13 protein-coding genes are annotated in these 14,592 nt (G+C 70.7%); 5 read left to right on the top strand and 8 right to left on the bottom strand.

Translation table 11 applies throughout. The annotated features are described in order from the left end of the window. Positions 1–2: 2 nt before the first annotated feature. Together ACT26F_RS05890 and ACT26F_RS05885 are read right to left on the bottom strand one after the other, a co-directional pair. Entirely contained in the window at positions 3–188 is a 186-nt protein-coding gene (locus ACT26F_RS05890; RefSeq protein WP_471669570.1) for a DUF5703 family protein, read from the bottom strand. Further along, positions 185–1,138 carry an aldo/keto reductase gene (locus tag ACT26F_RS05885; RefSeq protein WP_471669569.1) on the bottom strand — a complete coding sequence of 318 codons (954 nt, stop codon included), beginning with the start codon at positions 1,136–1,138 and terminating at the stop codon, positions 185–187. Before ACT26F_RS05885 ends, ACT26F_RS05890 begins: the two co-directional genes overlap by 4 nt. Positions 1,139–1,186: 48 nt before the next feature. On the opposite strand from ACT26F_RS05885, the gene ACT26F_RS05880 reads away from it, so the two are divergent. Then, positions 1,187–2,020 (top strand): undecaprenyl-diphosphate phosphatase, encoded by an 834-nt coding sequence (locus ACT26F_RS05880; protein WP_471669568.1) that lies wholly within the window; start codon positions 1,187–1,189, stop codon positions 2,018–2,020. Position 2,021: 1 nt separating this feature from the next. Here ACT26F_RS05880 and ACT26F_RS05875 read toward each other — a convergent pair whose 3' ends face one another. Beyond that, positions 2,022–2,513, bottom strand: coding sequence for a MarR family winged helix-turn-helix transcriptional regulator (locus ACT26F_RS05875; RefSeq protein ID WP_471669567.1), 492 nt, complete (start codon positions 2,511–2,513; stop codon positions 2,022–2,024). A gap of 30 nt (positions 2,514–2,543) precedes the next feature. Here ACT26F_RS05875 and ACT26F_RS05870 point away from each other — a divergent pair, with 30 nt between their 5' ends. Then, positions 2,544–3,425: a DMT family transporter gene (locus tag ACT26F_RS05870; protein ID WP_471669566.1), complete on the top strand. Its 882-nt coding sequence runs from the start codon at positions 2,544–2,546 to the stop codon at positions 3,423–3,425. A 74-nt stretch (positions 3,426–3,499) separates the two neighbouring features. Here the strand turns inward: ACT26F_RS05870 and ACT26F_RS05865 are convergent, their stop codons facing one another. Further along, positions 3,500–4,459, bottom strand: a complete 960-nt coding sequence (locus tag ACT26F_RS05865) for a magnesium and cobalt transport protein CorA (RefSeq protein ID WP_471669565.1) — start codon at positions 4,457–4,459, stop codon at positions 3,500–3,502. Positions 4,460–4,500: 41 nt separating this feature from the next. On the opposite strand from ACT26F_RS05865, the gene mshC reads away from it, so the two are divergent. Further along, the gene (mshC, locus tag ACT26F_RS05860) at positions 4,501–5,724 is read left to right on the top strand and encodes a cysteine--1-D-myo-inosityl 2-amino-2-deoxy-alpha-D-glucopyranoside ligase (protein WP_471669564.1); all 1,224 of its coding nucleotides are present in this window, start codon (positions 4,501–4,503) and stop codon (positions 5,722–5,724) included. Positions 5,725–5,743: 19 nt separating this feature from the next. Here mshC and ACT26F_RS05855 read toward each other — a convergent pair whose 3' ends face one another. Together ACT26F_RS05855 and metH are read right to left on the bottom strand one after the other, a co-directional pair. After that, complete coding sequence (locus ACT26F_RS05855) at positions 5,744–6,592, bottom strand: PAC2 family protein (RefSeq protein WP_471669563.1); 849 nt, start codon at positions 6,590–6,592, stop codon at positions 5,744–5,746. Positions 6,593–6,601: 9 nt separating this feature from the next. Beyond that, a complete protein-coding gene (gene metH, locus ACT26F_RS05850; protein ID WP_471669562.1) occupies positions 6,602–10,333 on the bottom strand; it encodes a methionine synthase in 3,732 nt (1,243 codons plus the stop codon). 219 nt (positions 10,334–10,552) lie between these two features. Here metH and ACT26F_RS05845 point away from each other — a divergent pair, with 219 nt between their 5' ends. Both ACT26F_RS05845 and ACT26F_RS05840 read left to right on the top strand, forming a co-directional pair. Continuing rightward, positions 10,553–11,896, top strand: a complete 1,344-nt coding sequence (locus ACT26F_RS05845; RefSeq protein WP_471669561.1) for a hypothetical protein — start codon at positions 10,553–10,555, stop codon at positions 11,894–11,896. Positions 11,897–12,010: 114 nt separating this feature from the next. Next, positions 12,011–12,649 (top strand): alpha/beta hydrolase, encoded by a 639-nt coding sequence (locus ACT26F_RS05840; protein WP_471669560.1) that lies wholly within the window; start codon positions 12,011–12,013, stop codon positions 12,647–12,649. 35 nt (positions 12,650–12,684) lie between these two features. Here ACT26F_RS05840 and ACT26F_RS05835 read toward each other — a convergent pair whose 3' ends face one another. Both ACT26F_RS05835 and ACT26F_RS05830 read right to left on the bottom strand, forming a co-directional pair. Then, the gene (locus tag ACT26F_RS05835; protein ID WP_471669559.1) at positions 12,685–13,341 is read right to left on the bottom strand and encodes a response regulator; all 657 of its coding nucleotides are present in this window, start codon (positions 13,339–13,341) and stop codon (positions 12,685–12,687) included. Next, a complete protein-coding gene (locus tag ACT26F_RS05830) occupies positions 13,338–14,480 on the bottom strand; it encodes a sensor histidine kinase (protein ID WP_471669558.1) in 1,143 nt (380 codons plus the stop codon). The genes ACT26F_RS05835 and ACT26F_RS05830 overlap by 4 nt, the downstream gene beginning before the upstream one ends. Between the last annotated feature and the right edge of the window lie 112 nt (positions 14,481–14,592).

Raw genomic sequence — 14,592 nt, 5'->3', positions numbered from 1 at the left:
CGTCAGACGGTCGCGCGCATCCTGATGATCTTGCGCCGCAGCCGGACCGTGCGGTGGCCCGTGCGGTCCTTGCGGAGCCGGTCGAGCTCCCAGCCCTGCACCTCCGCGGCCTGGGTCAGCCACTGACAGACGGCGCCCCGCGACTGGGTTCGCGGGATGGACACGTGCCAGAACTCGTACTCGATCATCGGGCCCCTTCCGAGACGTCGGACAGTGCTGCGTGGATCTCGGCCGGAAGCTCCAGCGCCTCCGATCCCAGGCTCTCCAGGAGTTGACCCGTCGTGCGCGCCCCGACGACGGCCGACGCGACGCCCGGCCGGTCGCGCAGCCACGACAGCGCGACGTGCGAGATCGGGACGCCCAGTCCGCCTGCGGCGGCGGCGAGCGCGTCGACGACGCGGGTCCGGTCGGACGTGAGGTAGGGCGCGACGAAGGCCTCCCAGCGGCTGTCGGCGGCCCGCGAGTCCGCCGGGATGCCACCGCGGTACTTGCCCGTCAGGACGCCGCGACCCAGCGGCGACCACGCGAGCACGCCCATCCCGAGGTGGGCGACGGCCGGGAGCACCTCGGCCTCGGCACCCCGGTGAGCCAGCGAGTACTCGACCTGCGTGCTCACGAGCGGCACGCCGCCGCCGAGTCGGGAGTAGGCCGTGTGTGCCGCGACGGTCTGCCAACCGGAGAAGTTGCTGATGCCCGCATAGCGCACACGACCGGAGCGGACGGCCTGGTCGAGCGCCGCCATGGTCTCGTCGACCGGCACCGTGTCGTCCCAGCGGTGGATCTGCCACAGGTCGAGATGGTCGGTGCCGAGGTCGGCGAGCGACTGGTCGAGCTGGGCCAGCAGGGAGCGCAGGGAGCCGTCGGTGACGACCTTCCCGTCACGGCGCACGACCCCCGCCTTGCCGGCCAGGACGAGCCGGTCGCGCACGTCGTGCTTGCCGATCAGGTCGCCGATCACGCGCTCGGCGCGCCCGTCGCCGTAGATGGGAGCGGTGTCGAGCAAGGTGCCGCCCGCGTCGAGGAAGGCGAGCAACTGCTCGTCCGCGACGTACTCGTCGACGGCTGCACCCCACGACATCGTCCCGAGAGCCAGCCGCGACACCTCGAGTCCCGAACCTCCGAGCCGGCGCACCTGCATGCGAGCAGGCTAGTCAATGCGTCCACGGATGCTGTGTAGGCTCGCACGGTGGATTTGCTGCGCAGCGTGTTCCTGGGGATCGTCCAGGGCCTGACCGAGTTCCTGCCGATCTCGAGCAGCGCCCACCTGGCGATCGTGCCCCAACTGCTCGGGTGGGAGGATCCCGGCGCCGCCTACACCGCCGTCGTGCAGATCGGCACCGAACTCGCGGTCGTGCTCTACTTCTGGCGCGACATCTGGACGATCGGCTCCGGCTGGGTCCGCGGTGTGTTCAGTGCCGAGGCACGCCGTGAGCGGGAGTGGCGCATGGGCTGGTTCATCATCATCGGCTCGATGCCGATCGTGGTGCTCGGCATCCTGCTCGAGGACGCCATCGACAACCAGTTCCGGAACCTGTGGTTCATCGGGTCGACGCTCATCGTGCTGGGCCTCGTGCTCGGTCTGGCGGAGCGGGTCGGGCGCAAGACGAAGCCGATCGACGAGCTCTCGACGCGCGACGCGGTGCTGTTCGGTCTGGCCCAGTCGTGTGCTCTCGTCCCCGGGGTCTCCCGGTCCGGCGCCACGATCTCGATGGGCCTCTTCCTCGGCTACGAGCGCCAGGCCGCGACGCGCTACGCGTTCCTGCTGGCCATCCCGGCCGTCGTCGGCGCCGGTGTCTACAAGCTCAAGGACATCCCCGGGGGCGACAACGCGTACGGCACAGTGCCCACGATCGTCGGCACCGTCGTGGCGTTCGTCGTCGGCCTCGCCGTCATCCACTGGCTGCTCGGCTACGTCAGCAAGCACTCGTACGCGCCGTTCGTGATCTACCGCGTCGCGCTCGGCACGCTGGTCCTGGTGCTGCTCGCCGCGGGCGTCATCGACGCCACCGTCGCCGCCTGAGTCACAGCCCGAGGGCGGTGCCCCACTCGCGCAGGATCCGCTCGAGGGCCTCGCGGTCCCGCGCCGGCAGCATTCCCAGCAGTCTGGCCTCGTTCTGCAGGTGCGCGGCGTAGGCCTCGTCGATGAGCGCGCGGCCGGTGTCCGTCAGCGCCACGACGCGTCCCCGTCCGTCGACGTCGCTCGCACGGCGCGTCACGAGGCCCGCAGCCGCGAGCCGGTCGACCCGCTTGGAGACAGCGCCGGACGTGACCATCGTGTGCTGCGCGAGCTGCCCCGGCGCGACCTCGTACGGTTCGCCCTGGCGTCGCAGCGTCGCGAGGACGTCGAACTCGCCCTCGCCGAGGTCATAGGTGCGGTAGAGCTCGACGAGTTCTCCGCGCAGTGCGTCCGCCACGCGGTGGAGACGGCCGATGACCCCGACGGGGGAGACGTCGAGGTCGGGGCGCTCGTCGCGCCACTGCTGCTGGATCCGGTCGACGTGATCGGTGGGCATGCTCGCATCTTATCTTCCACGGAAGGCATAATGGCTTCCGTGGAAGACAAATGGCGTTGGCTGACCGTGGCGGCGGTGGCACCGATCAGCTGGGGCGCCACGTACTACGTGACGCGCCACTTCCTTCCCGCCGGAGCACCCTTGTGGAGCGCGGCGCTCCGGGCGCTGCCTGCCGGACTGATCCTGCTGCTCGTGTCGCGTCGCCTGCCGCGCGGGGGCTGGTGGTGGCGGTCTCTCGTCCTCGGGACCTTGAACTTCGGCATCTTCTTCGTCCTGGTCTACGTCGCCGCCCAACTGCTGCCGACCTCGATCGCCGCGTCGGTCATGGCCCTGGCGCCGGTTGCGCTCGCGCTGATGGCGTGGCCGCTGTTGCACGAACGACCGACCGCGTACGTGGCGATCGGGGGAGTGCTCGGTCTCGTGGGTGTCGCGCTCCTCGTGGGACTGGGCTCGGGCGGCGCCGACCCGGTCGGTGTCGCGGCGTCGGTGGCCGCCCTGCTCCTGTCCTCGCTCGGCGCCATCCTGACCACGCGGTGGCGCGACGAGACGCCGCTCGTGGCGACGACGTCCTGGCAGCTCGTGGCCGGCGGCGGGCTGCTGCTTGTGGTCGCGGTGGTGTTCGAGGGCCCTCCTCCGGCGGTGACCGCCGTGAACGTCGTCGCCTACGCCGCGATCGCGGTGGTGTCGACGGCGCTGGCCTTCCTGTGCTGGTTCGCGGGGCTGCGGCACCTTCCGGCCGGCACCGTCGGGATCGTCGGACTGCTCAACCCGGTGACCGGAGTGCTGCTCGGGGTCGTGCTCGCGGGCGAGAGCCTGTCGCCGAGCCAGGTCGTGGGGATCGGCTTCGTGGCGATCGCGATCCGGCTCGGCGCACGGACGTCGCGCAGGGTCCGCCTCCGCGAGGATGTGTAGCGCTGTCCACCACTGGAGGCGGCTTCAGGCCTCAGAACGGTGGATACCGCTACATATCCCGGGCGCGCGAGCGCCTACAGCCAGCCGGCCCGCTTGAAGCGGAGGTACACCCAGAAGCAGGCGACGCCGGTCAGCGCCATGACGATCCAGAAGTAGACCGCATCCGTGGGGGAGAACGGCAGCCGCAGGTTCATGCCGTAGATGCCGGCGACCGCGGTGGGGATCGCGAAGAGCGTGGCGCCAGCGGTCAGCTTGCGCATGTCCTCGTTCTGCCGGACGCTCAGCTGCGCCAGGTGGGCGTTCAGGGCGTTCGACAGCAGGGAGTCGATCGCGTCGATCGAGTCCATGGCGCGCTGCAGGTGGTCCGCGATGTCGCGGTAGTACGGTCGGGCGGCCTCCGGCTCGGCCATCAGCGCGAACCGGTTGATGGGATCGCGCAGGGGCGCCACGGCGTGCCGGAACTCGAGCGTCTCACGCTTGAGCCGGTAGATGCGCCGCGAGTCCTCGGTGCGATCGGGGGAGAAGACCGACGACTCGACCTCCTCGACGTCCGTCTCCAGCTCGCGCGCGACGTCCTCGTAGCGGTCGACGATCGCGTCGATCACCGCATGCACGGCCGCGATCGGACCCTGTCGCAGTCGTGACGGGTCGACCTCGGCGCGGTGCCGGGCTTCGGCCAGGTTCGGGCCGCCGTGACGCACGGTCAGCAGGAAGTTCTCGCCGAGACACAGGTTGACCTCGTTCGTGGTGATGTCGTCGTCGCTGTAGGAGACGATCCGCATCGAGATGAACAGGTGGTTGCTGTAGCGCTCGACCTTGGGGCGCTGATGGGCCTCGAGCGTGTCCTCGATCGCCAGGGGGTGCATCCCCAGCGCCGAGCCGAGGCCCTGCATCTCGGCCTGCGTGGGATTGTTCAGCCCGATCCAGAGGAAGTCGCGGCCCGTTAGCGAAGCGAGCGTGTCGTCCAGCGTCTCGGGGTCGCGGTCGGTCTCCTCACGCACCCCGTCGAGGTAGACGGCGCAGTCGATGATCACCTGCTCATTGTGGCGTTCGGCGAGCCGATAGGCTCGACGACATGCAGAGTTGGCCGCGCCCACGGGTTCCTCGCCTCACGGACGCCGGACTCGGCACCGGACCTGTCGTGCACGTCCACGACACGTCGCGCCGCCGACTCGTCCCGGCCGACCCCGAGGGCGCCGCACGGCTCTACGTCTGCGGCATCACCCCCTACGACGCGACCCACCTCGGGCACGCGAACACGTATCTGACGTTCGACCTTCTGCAGCGCGCGTGGCTCGACCACGGACTCGACGTCCACTACACCCAGAACGTCACCGACGTCGACGACCCGCTGCTCGAGCGGGCCACCGCCACGGGCATCGACTGGGTCGCCCTCGCCGAGCGCGAGACGCAGCTGTTCCGCGACGACATGACGGCCCTGGCGATCCTGCCGCCCGAGCACTACGTCGGCGCCGTCGAGTCGATCCCGCTCGTCGTCGACCTCGTGCAGCGACTCGAGACCACCGGCGCGGTGTACCGGGTCGAAGACGACCTCTACTTCGAGGTCCGCGCGGCGCGATCCTTCGGCGAGGTGTCGTGCTGGGACGACGCCGAGATGGCGCGGATCTTCCCCGAGCGCGGCGGCGACCCCGACCGACCGGGCAAGCGCGATCCGCTCGACTGCCTGCTGTGGCAGGCCGAGCGCCCCGGCGAGCCGGCGTGGGACACCGCCCTCGGGCGCGGCCGCCCGGGCTGGCACATCGAGTGCGCCGCGATCGCGCTGCACCACCTAGGTACCTCCTTCGACGTGCAGGGCGGCGGATCGGACCTCGTCTTCCCGCACCACGAGATGTCGGCGGCCGAGGCCGAGGCCGCCACCGGCGAGCCCCTCGCCCGCACGTACGTCCACGCCGGCATGGTCGGCTACGAGGGCGAGAAGATGAGCAAGTCCAAGGGCAACCTCGTCCTGGTGTCACGGCTGCGCGCCGAAGGGCACGACCCGATGGCGATCCGGCTCGCGCTGCTCGCGCACCACTACCGGGAGGACTGGGAGTGGTTCCCCGAGGCGATCGGCGACGCCGAGGCACGCCTCGAGCGGTGGCGGGCGGGTCTCGCACGGGCGGCAGCACCCTCGGGCACCGAGCTCGTCGCGGCGCTGCGAGAAGCCCTCGCGAACGACCTCGACGCCCCGGCCGCACTCGCCGCCGTCGACGCCTGGTGTGCTGCCGACGGCTCCGACCAGGCCGCGAGCGGCATGGCGGCACTGGCGATCGACGCCCTGCTCGGCATCCGGGTCTGAGCCGCTCGCGCGGTGGGGCCTAGCCCTCCTCGGTCGGACGACGCCGCAGGTAGCGCTCGAACTCGCGCGCGATCGCGTCTCCGGACGCCTCGGGCAGTTCACCGGCGTCCCGCTCGGTCTCCAGCGAGGTGACGTACTCGGCGAGCTCCTCGTCCTGTTCCATCAGCTCGTCCGCGCCGCGCTGCCACGCATCGGCCATCTCGCGCAGCACGCCCTGCGGCAGACCCACCCCGATCGCGTCCTCGAGCGCGCCCAGCAGCGCCAGGGTCGCCTTGTAGCAGGGCGGCTCCGCGACGTAGTGCGGCACGGCGGCCCACAGGCTGGCCGTGACGAGCCCCTCGCGTGAGGCCACGTCGTTGAGCACGGAGGTGATCCCGATCGGACCCGCGTAGCGCGACTGGTCCAGCGAGAGTCGTTCCAGCATGATCGGGTCGTTCGTCATGCCACTCAGCGGCACGGGACGCGAGTGCGGCGTGTCGGCCAGCAGGGCGCCGAGCGTCACGAGCTCGGTGACGCCCGCCGTCTTCGCGAGCTCGACGACGGTGCCGCAGAAGGTCGCCCACCGGTAGTTCGGCTCGATCGCGCGCAGCAGCAGGACGTCCCGGTCCTGGCGCGGCGGGTGGGCCACGTAGAGCATCGGCGTCGGCCACACGATCTCGCGCAGGCCGGTCTCGGTCGGCTGGATGACCGGACGGACGGCCTGGAAGTCGTAGAAGTCCTCCGGATCGAGCTCGGCGAACACCTCCGCGTCCCACTCCTCGAGCAAGTGGTCCACCGTGCTGGTGGCGGCGTCGGCGGCGTCGTTCCAGCCCTCGAAGGCCGCGACCATCCACGGGTTCCGCAAGGCGGGGATCTGGGCTTCGGTCACCCCGCCAGCCTACTCATCCTCGGTGCGATACCCGAGGTTCGGCGACAACCAGCGCTCGGCTTCCGCGATCGTCCAGCCCTTGCGCCCGGCGTAGTCCTCGACCTGGTCGCGGCCGATGCGCCCGAGCACGAAGTACTGGGACTGCGGATGGGAGAAGTACAGACCGCTGACGGAGGCGCCGGGCCACATCGCCATGCTCTCCGTCAGCTCGATCCCGGTGCGCTCCTCGACGTCGAGGAGATCCCAGATCGTGCTCTTCTCGGTGTGCTCGGGGCACGCCGGGTAGCCCGGCGCGGGCCGGATGCCGGCGTACTTCTCCTTGATGAGATCGGTGTTCGACAGCGACTCGTCGGGGGCGTAGCCCCAGAACTCGGTGCGGACGCGCTCGTGCAGACGCTCGGCGAACGCCTCGGCCAGCCGGTCCGCGAGCGCCTCGAGCAGGATCGCGGAGTAGTCGTCGAGCTCGGCCTTGAACGCCTTGACGCGCTCGGCACTGCCGAGACCGGCCGTGACGGCGAACGCGCCGACGTGGTCGCCCTCGGGCGCGATGAAGTCGGCCAGCGAACGGTGGGGAACGCCGGCGCGGTGCTCGGTCTGCTGGCGCAGGTGGTGGAATCGGGTCAGCTCCTGCGTGCGCGACTCGTCGGACCAGACGATCGTGCTGTCGCCGTCGCGGTCGGCGGGGAAGATCCCGAACACGCCGCTCGCGGTCAGCCAGTCCTCCGCCACGATCTTGTCGAGCATCTCCTGCGCGTCGTCGTAGAGCCGGCGCGCGGCCTCGCCCGTGGTGGGGGAGTTGAGGATGTCGGGGAACGAGCCCTTCATCTCCCAGGCGTTGAAGAACGGCTGCCAGTCGATGTAGTCGCGCAGCTCGCCGAGCGGGTACTCCTCGAGGACCTCGACGCCGACGAGGTTCGGCTTGGGCGGCGTGTAGTCGCTCCAGTCGATCGGGCTGGCGTCCGCGCGGGCGGCGTCCAGCGGCAGGATCGTGCGGGCGTCACCGCGGGCCGCGTGCCGCTCGCGCAGCGCGTCGTAGTCGGCCTTGATCTCGGCCATCAGCACCGGTCGGCGCTCGTCCGACAGCAGCGAGGCGACGACGGGAACCGAGCGCGACGCGTCCTTGACCCACACGACCGGGCCCGAGTACTTGCGGTCGACCTTGACCGCGGTGTGCGCGCGCGAGGTCGTGGCGCCACCGATCAGCAACGGGATGTCGAACTCCTGGCGGGCCATCTCGGCCGCGAAGTTCTCCATCTCGTCGAGCGACGGCGTGATCAGCCCGGACAGGCCGATCACGTCGGCGTCGTGCTCGCGGGCGGCGTCGAGGATCTTCTGGGCGGGCACCATGACGCCGAGGTCGATCACGTCGTAGTTGTTGCACTGCAGGACGACGCCGACGATGTTCTTGCCGATGTCGTGCACGTCGCCCTTGACGGTCGCCATGATCACCGTGCCGTTGCTGCGGCTGGCGTCGTCGGGGTGCTTCTCGGCCTCGATGAACGGGATGAGGTACGCGACGGCCTTCTTCATGACGCGCGCCGACTTCACGACCTGGGGCAGGAACATCTTGCCGGCGCCGAACAGGTCGCCGACGACGTTCATGCCGTCCATGAGCGGACCCTCGATGACCTCGATGGGCCGTCCACCGCGCTCGGAGATCTCCTTGCGGAGCTCCTCGGTGTCGTCCTCCACGTGCGCGTCGATGCCCTTCACGAGGGCGTGCGTGATCCGCTCCGAGACCGGCATGGAACGCCATTCCTGGACCGACTCCTCGACCTGCTCGCCCGTGCCCGCGTAGTTGCCGGCGATCTCGAGCAACCGCTCGGTGGCGTCGTCACGGCGATTGAGGATCACGTCCTCGATCCGGTCGCGCAGCTCGGTCGGCACCGTGTCGTAGGGCACGAGCGCGCCCGCGTTGACGATGCCCATGTCCATCCCCGCGGCGATCGCGTGGAAGAGGAACACGGCGTGGATGGCCTCGCGCACGGGGTTGTTGCCGCGGAACGAGAAGGAGACGTTCGAGACGCCGCCGGAGACGAGCGCGCCAGGCAGGCTCTGCTTGATCCACCGGGTGGCCTCGATGAAGTCGACGCCGTACTCGGCGTGCTCCTCGATGCCCGTGGCGACGGCGAAGACGTTCGGATCGAAGATGATGTCCTCGGCCGGGAAGCCGACCTCCTCGGTGAGGATCCGGTAGGCCCGCTCGCAGATCTGCTTGCGGCGCTCGAGGTTGTCGGCCTGGCCGTCCTCGTCGAACGCCATGACGACGACTGCCGCGCCGTACTTGCGGCACAGCCGGGCCTCGCGGACGAACTTCTCCTCGCCCTCCTTCATGGAGATCGAGTTGACGATCGACTTGCCCTGGATCGCCTGCAGCCCCTTCTCGATGACGGGGAACTTCGACGAGTCGACCATGACGGGGACCCGGCTGATGTCGGGCTCGGCGGCGATGAGCTTCGTGAAGCGGTCCATCGCGGCGACGCCGTCGATCATGCCCTCGTCCATGTTGACGTCGATGACCTGCGCGCCGTTCTCGACCTGCTGCAACGCGACCGCGAGGGCCGCGGAGTAGTCCTCGGCCTTGATGAGGTTGCGGAACCGCGCCGATCCGGTGATGTTGGTGCGCTCGCCGACGTTGACGAACAGGGACTGCTCGGTGACCGTGAGGGCCTCGAGTCCGGACAGCCGCAGGGCCGGGGCGATCGTCGGCAGCGCCCGGGGCGTGAGCCCCTCGACCGTCTGAGCGATGTGCGCGATGTGGTCGGGCGTCGTGCCGCAGCAGCCGCCCACGAGGTTGAGGAAGCCGCTGTCGCCGAACTCGCGCAGGATCGCGGCGGTCTGGTCGGGCGCCTCGTCGTACTCGCCGAACGCATTCGGCAGACCGGCGTTGGGGTAGCAGGAGATGTGGCAGTCGGCGATCCGCGAGAGCTCGGCGATGTAGGGCCGCATCTCGTCGGCGCCGAGCGCGCAGTTGAGTCCGACCAGCAGGGGACGGACGTGCCGGATCGAGTGCCAGAACGCCTCAACCGTCTGGCCCGAGAGCGTGCGGCCCGAGGCGTCGGTGATCGTGCCGGAGATGACGACGGGCCAGCGCCGGCCCGTCTCCTCGAAGAGCGTCTCGACCGCGAAGATCGCCGCCTTGGCGTTGAGCGTGTCGAAGATCGTCTCGATCATCAGCAGGTCGGCACCGCCGTCGACGAGACCGCGCGCGGCGGTCAGGTAGGCGTCGACGAGGTCGTCCCACGAGACGTTGCGGGCACCCGGGTCGTTGACGTCGGGCGAGATGGAGGCCGTGCGGGTGGTCGGTCCGAGCGCACCGGCGACGTACCGCGGTCGGTCGTCGGTCGCGACGGCGTCCGCCTCGCGGCGGGCGAGCTGCGCGGCGGTGTGGTTGAGCTCGTACGCGAGGTCGACCATGTCGTAGTCGCGCAGGGAGATCGCGTTCGCGCTGAAGGTGTTCGTCTCGATGACGTCCGCGCCGGCCTCGAGGTACTCGCGGTGGATGCCCGCGATGATGTCCGGCTGGGTGAGCGTCAGCAGGTCGTTGTTGCCGCCCACGTCGCACGACCACTGCGCGAAGCGCTCGCCGCGGTAGCCCGATTCGTCGGGCCGGTCGCGCTGGATCGCCGTGCCCATCGCGCCGTCGAGCACCAGGATGCGCTCGTCCATCGCCGCGGTCAGGGCGGCGGTGGCGTCAGGGCGGTGGTGGACGGCGAACTCTGTCACGCGCGACTCGGTCATTCAGGGAAGTCCTCAGCGGTAGAACACTCGGGGGTGCTGGGATCTTCCAGCCTGCGGCGGGCTCGCCTCGGCCTCGGGAAGCATCCGAACGATGGACGCCAGTCTACGGCAGGCGGCACGAGCGCCGAGGTCGTCGCCACTTCGTGGGCGAGCCCGGCAGCGGATCCACCCCGATTGGGGTGATGCGCGTGCTGCGCGGCGGACGCCATCATCGCGGGTATGGATACGACTCCCGACGATGGTGCCAACGAAGTCGTCGCCCTCAGGGCACGCGTGGCCGAGCTCGAGGCCCGACTCGACACCACGACGACCTCCGACGCGCCGTCGGCCCGGCGCACCGGGTGGTGGCGTCCGGTCGTGGTCGTCGTGCTCCTGATCCTCGCGGGCCTGCTCGCGCCGCTGTCCGTCGTGGCCACGTGGGCGAACGACCAGGTCGGTGACACCGATCGCTACGTCGAGACGATCGCGCCGCTCGCCGAGGATCCGGCAGTGCAGGACGCGATCACCGACCGCGTGACGACCGAGATCGTCAACGCGGTCGACACCGAGGCGCTCGTCTCGGAGGCGCTCACGTCGATCTCCGGCCAGGAGTTCGTTCCCGATCGGGCCGCGACGCTGCTCCCGTCGCTCGCGGTGCCGCTCGCGAACGGGATCGAGACGTTCATCCACGACCGCGTGGCGCAGTTCGTCGCGTCGGACGCCTTCGCGGACGCGTGGGTCGAGGCGAATCGTCAGGCACACGGCCAGATGGTGAACGTCCTGACCGGAGGCCGTGAGGGTGGCTCCGTGTCGGTCCGCAACGGTGAGGTGTCGATCAACGTGGCGACCATCATCGAGGTGGTCAAGGAGCGGCTCGTGGCGGAGGGCTTCGCGTTCGCCGAGCGCATCCCTGAGGTCAACGCGACCTTCACGGTGTTCCACGCCGAGAACATCGGCACGGCACAGAAGATCTTCTCGTGGCTGGGCACGGTCTCCCAGGTGCTGCCGTGGCTGACCCTGCTGATCATCGTGGCCGCCGTCATGATCGCGCGGGACCGCCGGCGGGCGCTGCTGGGCGCGGGGCTCGTGGTGGCCGGCTCGATGGTGCTGCTCGGCCTGACACTCAACCTCGTCCGACCGATCTACCTGGACGCCGTCCCCGACACCATGCTCCCGGCGGATGCCGCTGCGGTGATCTACGACCAGGTCGTGTCCTTCATCCGCACGGCGCTGCGCGCCGTCGGCATCGCCTTCCTGGTCATCGCTGCCGCGGCGTTCCTGTTCGCCCCGAGCGGCGCCGGCGCGGCATGCCGGCGCGGACTGGCCTCCGGCGTGGACGCGGTCCGCAACCAGGCCGTCGGCGCGGGCATGGACACCGGCCCCGTCGGCCGGTTCCTCGGCACGTATCGGGTCTTCGTGCGCTGGGCCCTGGCCGGGGTGGCCGCCCTCGTCTACCTCTCGATCGACCATCCGAGCGGGCGCGACGTGCTCGTCATCGTCGCCGTGACCGTGCTGGCACTGATCGTGGTCGAGTTCCTCGCGACCCCGCAGGACGCGCCGGAAGAGGTGCCCGCCGAGGTCTGAGTCAGCCTCGCCCAACACGGCGAGTTCGAGGGCGTTCACGACCGTGCGGGGTGAAGGGATTCGCCGGGGCGTGGAACCGTGGGGGTCGTGCCGAACTCGCCCCGCCTGATCCCCGTGTCCGAGCCCCCTGGGGCGGCGGGTGTCGTGCTCGTGCTGCACGGTGGTGCCAGTCGTGCGGGGAACCCGATGGTGAGTCCCACCCAGCTCTCCGTCCTGCGCATGATCCCGATCGCGCGTCACCTCGCCCGCGCCGGGCGTGGGCGGCTGGCCGTCTACCGCGTACTGAACTCGACGCGCGGCTGGGACGCGTCCCACACGCCGGTCGACGACGCTCGGTGGGCGATCGAGCAGGTGCGTGACCGCCAGGACACCGAGTTGCCGTTCGCGCTCGTCGGTCATTCGCTCGGCGGCCGAGCCGCGATCCTCGCAGCGGCTCGGCCGGAGGTGACCACCGTCGTCGCCCTCAACCCCTGGGTCCATCCGGAGGACGGGACGGTCGACCTGCGCGGACGGTCGGCGCTCGTCGTCCACGGCGACGCCGACCGGGTCGCGTCAGCCTCGCGGTCGATGGAGGCGGCGCGGGCGATGGCCCGGACGGCGCAGGTCGAGTACGTGCGCGTCGCCGGGGCCAAGCACGCGATGCTGCGCCGCCACCGGGTGTTCGATCGGCTGACCGCGCAGTTCGTCGTCGGCCGCCTCATCGAGGACCCGTCGAGCCCGACCCGGGCCGGACTGGAGTCACGCGAGGTCTGACGACCGTCACGGGCATTGCCGTCGCGAGGTCCGGCTCAGTGCCCCACTCGGCCGGTGTCGTAGGCCCACATCGCGATCTCGACCCTGTTCCGGGCGCCGATCTTGGTCAGCAGGCTCGCAACGTGGGTCTTGGCCGTCGTCAGGCTGATGAACAGCTCGGTGGCGATCTCGGCGTTCGTGCGGCCGATCGCGACCAGTCTCACGACCTCCTCCTCGCGTGGGGTGAGCGGCTCGATCGGCGGGGTACGGCGTGTCGACGGCGCCCCCGCGGCGAGGGTCGCCAGCAGCCGGCGGGTGATGTTCGGCGCGATCAGGGCATCGCCGGCGGCGGCGGCATGGACGGCCTGCACCAGCAGCTCGGGCCCGGCATCCTTCAGGAGGAATCCTCGAGCACCGGCACGCAGCGCGCCGTGGACGTACTCGTCCAGGTCGAAGGTCGTGATCACCACCACGGCGATCGGGTCCGGAACGTCGCGCCCGGCGAGGAGCTCGGTCACCTCGATACCGTCCAGCCCGGGCATCCTAATGTCGACGAGGCACACGTCGGGGCGGAGCTGACGCGCCAGCGCGATGGCGGTCCTGCCGTCGACCGCCTGGCCCACGACCTCGATGTCGGGTTGGGCGTCGAGGATCATCGACAGTCCGGTGCGCACGAGCTCCTGGTCGTCGGCCACCAGCACGCGCACCGTCATCGGGGTACCTCCAACGGCAGCTCGGCGTCGACCACCCAGCCGCCCTCGGGCATCGGTCCGGCGCTCAGCGTGCCGCCGAGCAGCTGCACGCGCTCGGTCATCCCCAGCAGCCCGAAGCCGTGTGTCGCCGGCCGGGCCGGGTCGATCTGGCCGTCGTCGGTCACGCGGAGCCGCAGCCTTCCGGCGCCCTCGGCGACCCTGATCTCCACCCGCGAGGCGTTGCGGGCGTGCCGCAGCGCGTTGGTCAGCGCCTCCTGCGCCAGCCGGTAGACGGCCGTGTCGACCTGGGCCCCCAGACCGGCCAGATCGCCTGCAAGTTCGACGTCGACGACGGGAACAGGGTCGCGGCGGGCGAGGGTCGGCAGGTCGGCGACGCCCGGCTGCGGGGCGTACTCCGCCGGCTCTCCGTCGCGCAGCACCCGGACCATCGCCCGCATCTCAGCCAGGGTCCGCGACGCCTCTTCTTCGATCACCGCAAGCGCCTCGACCGCTGCCTCCGGGCGGGTCCCGGCCATCGTCCGGCCCGCCTGCGCCTGCACGGCGATCGCCGAGACGTGGTGGGCGACCGAGTCGTGCAGCTCGCGCGCGAGGCCGACGCGCTCCTGGCTGCGGACCTGGTCGAGCGCCCGCCGCCAGCTCTCGGCGCGGTAGCGGAACGCCGCCCCGCCCGCGGCCGCCGCTGCCAGGACGCCGAAGCCGCCGATGACCTCGGCCGGTCCGGTGGAGTCGGCGATGGTGCCGATCACCGCTGCGACGAGCACCACCGTCAGCCCGATGACGATCTCGCGTCCCGAGCCCCAGCGGACCAGCGCGTAGACGAGGACCAGGATGAAGACCATCGAGTCCAGACCCACGCCCGGCACCCCGCCCAGCAGGGTCGCCAGTCCGAACGCCAACGCGGTGCCGAAGCCCACCACGACGCAGACCAGAGGATGGGTTCGCCGCCAGAGCAGCACCGGCGCGAGCACGACCGCCACGATCGTCACGAAGGGCCGCCACGTGACGTCGTCCCGCAGGGCAGCCTCGAGCAGCGCCGTGACCATCAGCGCGCCGACCAGCACCCAGTCGCGCCACACCCGCGCGGGGACGTCCGCGGCGCGCGGCTCGGCCCACAGCGAGCGCAGGGCGGTGGTGATCACCTGCCCAGCCTAGGGATCTCGCAGGCGTGGGGGACCGACCGAAAGGACGAGACGCCACCCCTCCCACGGAACGAGGCAGATCCGACCTCGACGCCGATGTGCGAGAGGGTGG

The sequence above is a fragment of the Aeromicrobium sp. SP1 genome (assembly GCF_055663785.1).
This window is presented reverse-complemented; position numbering and strand designations above follow the sequence as displayed.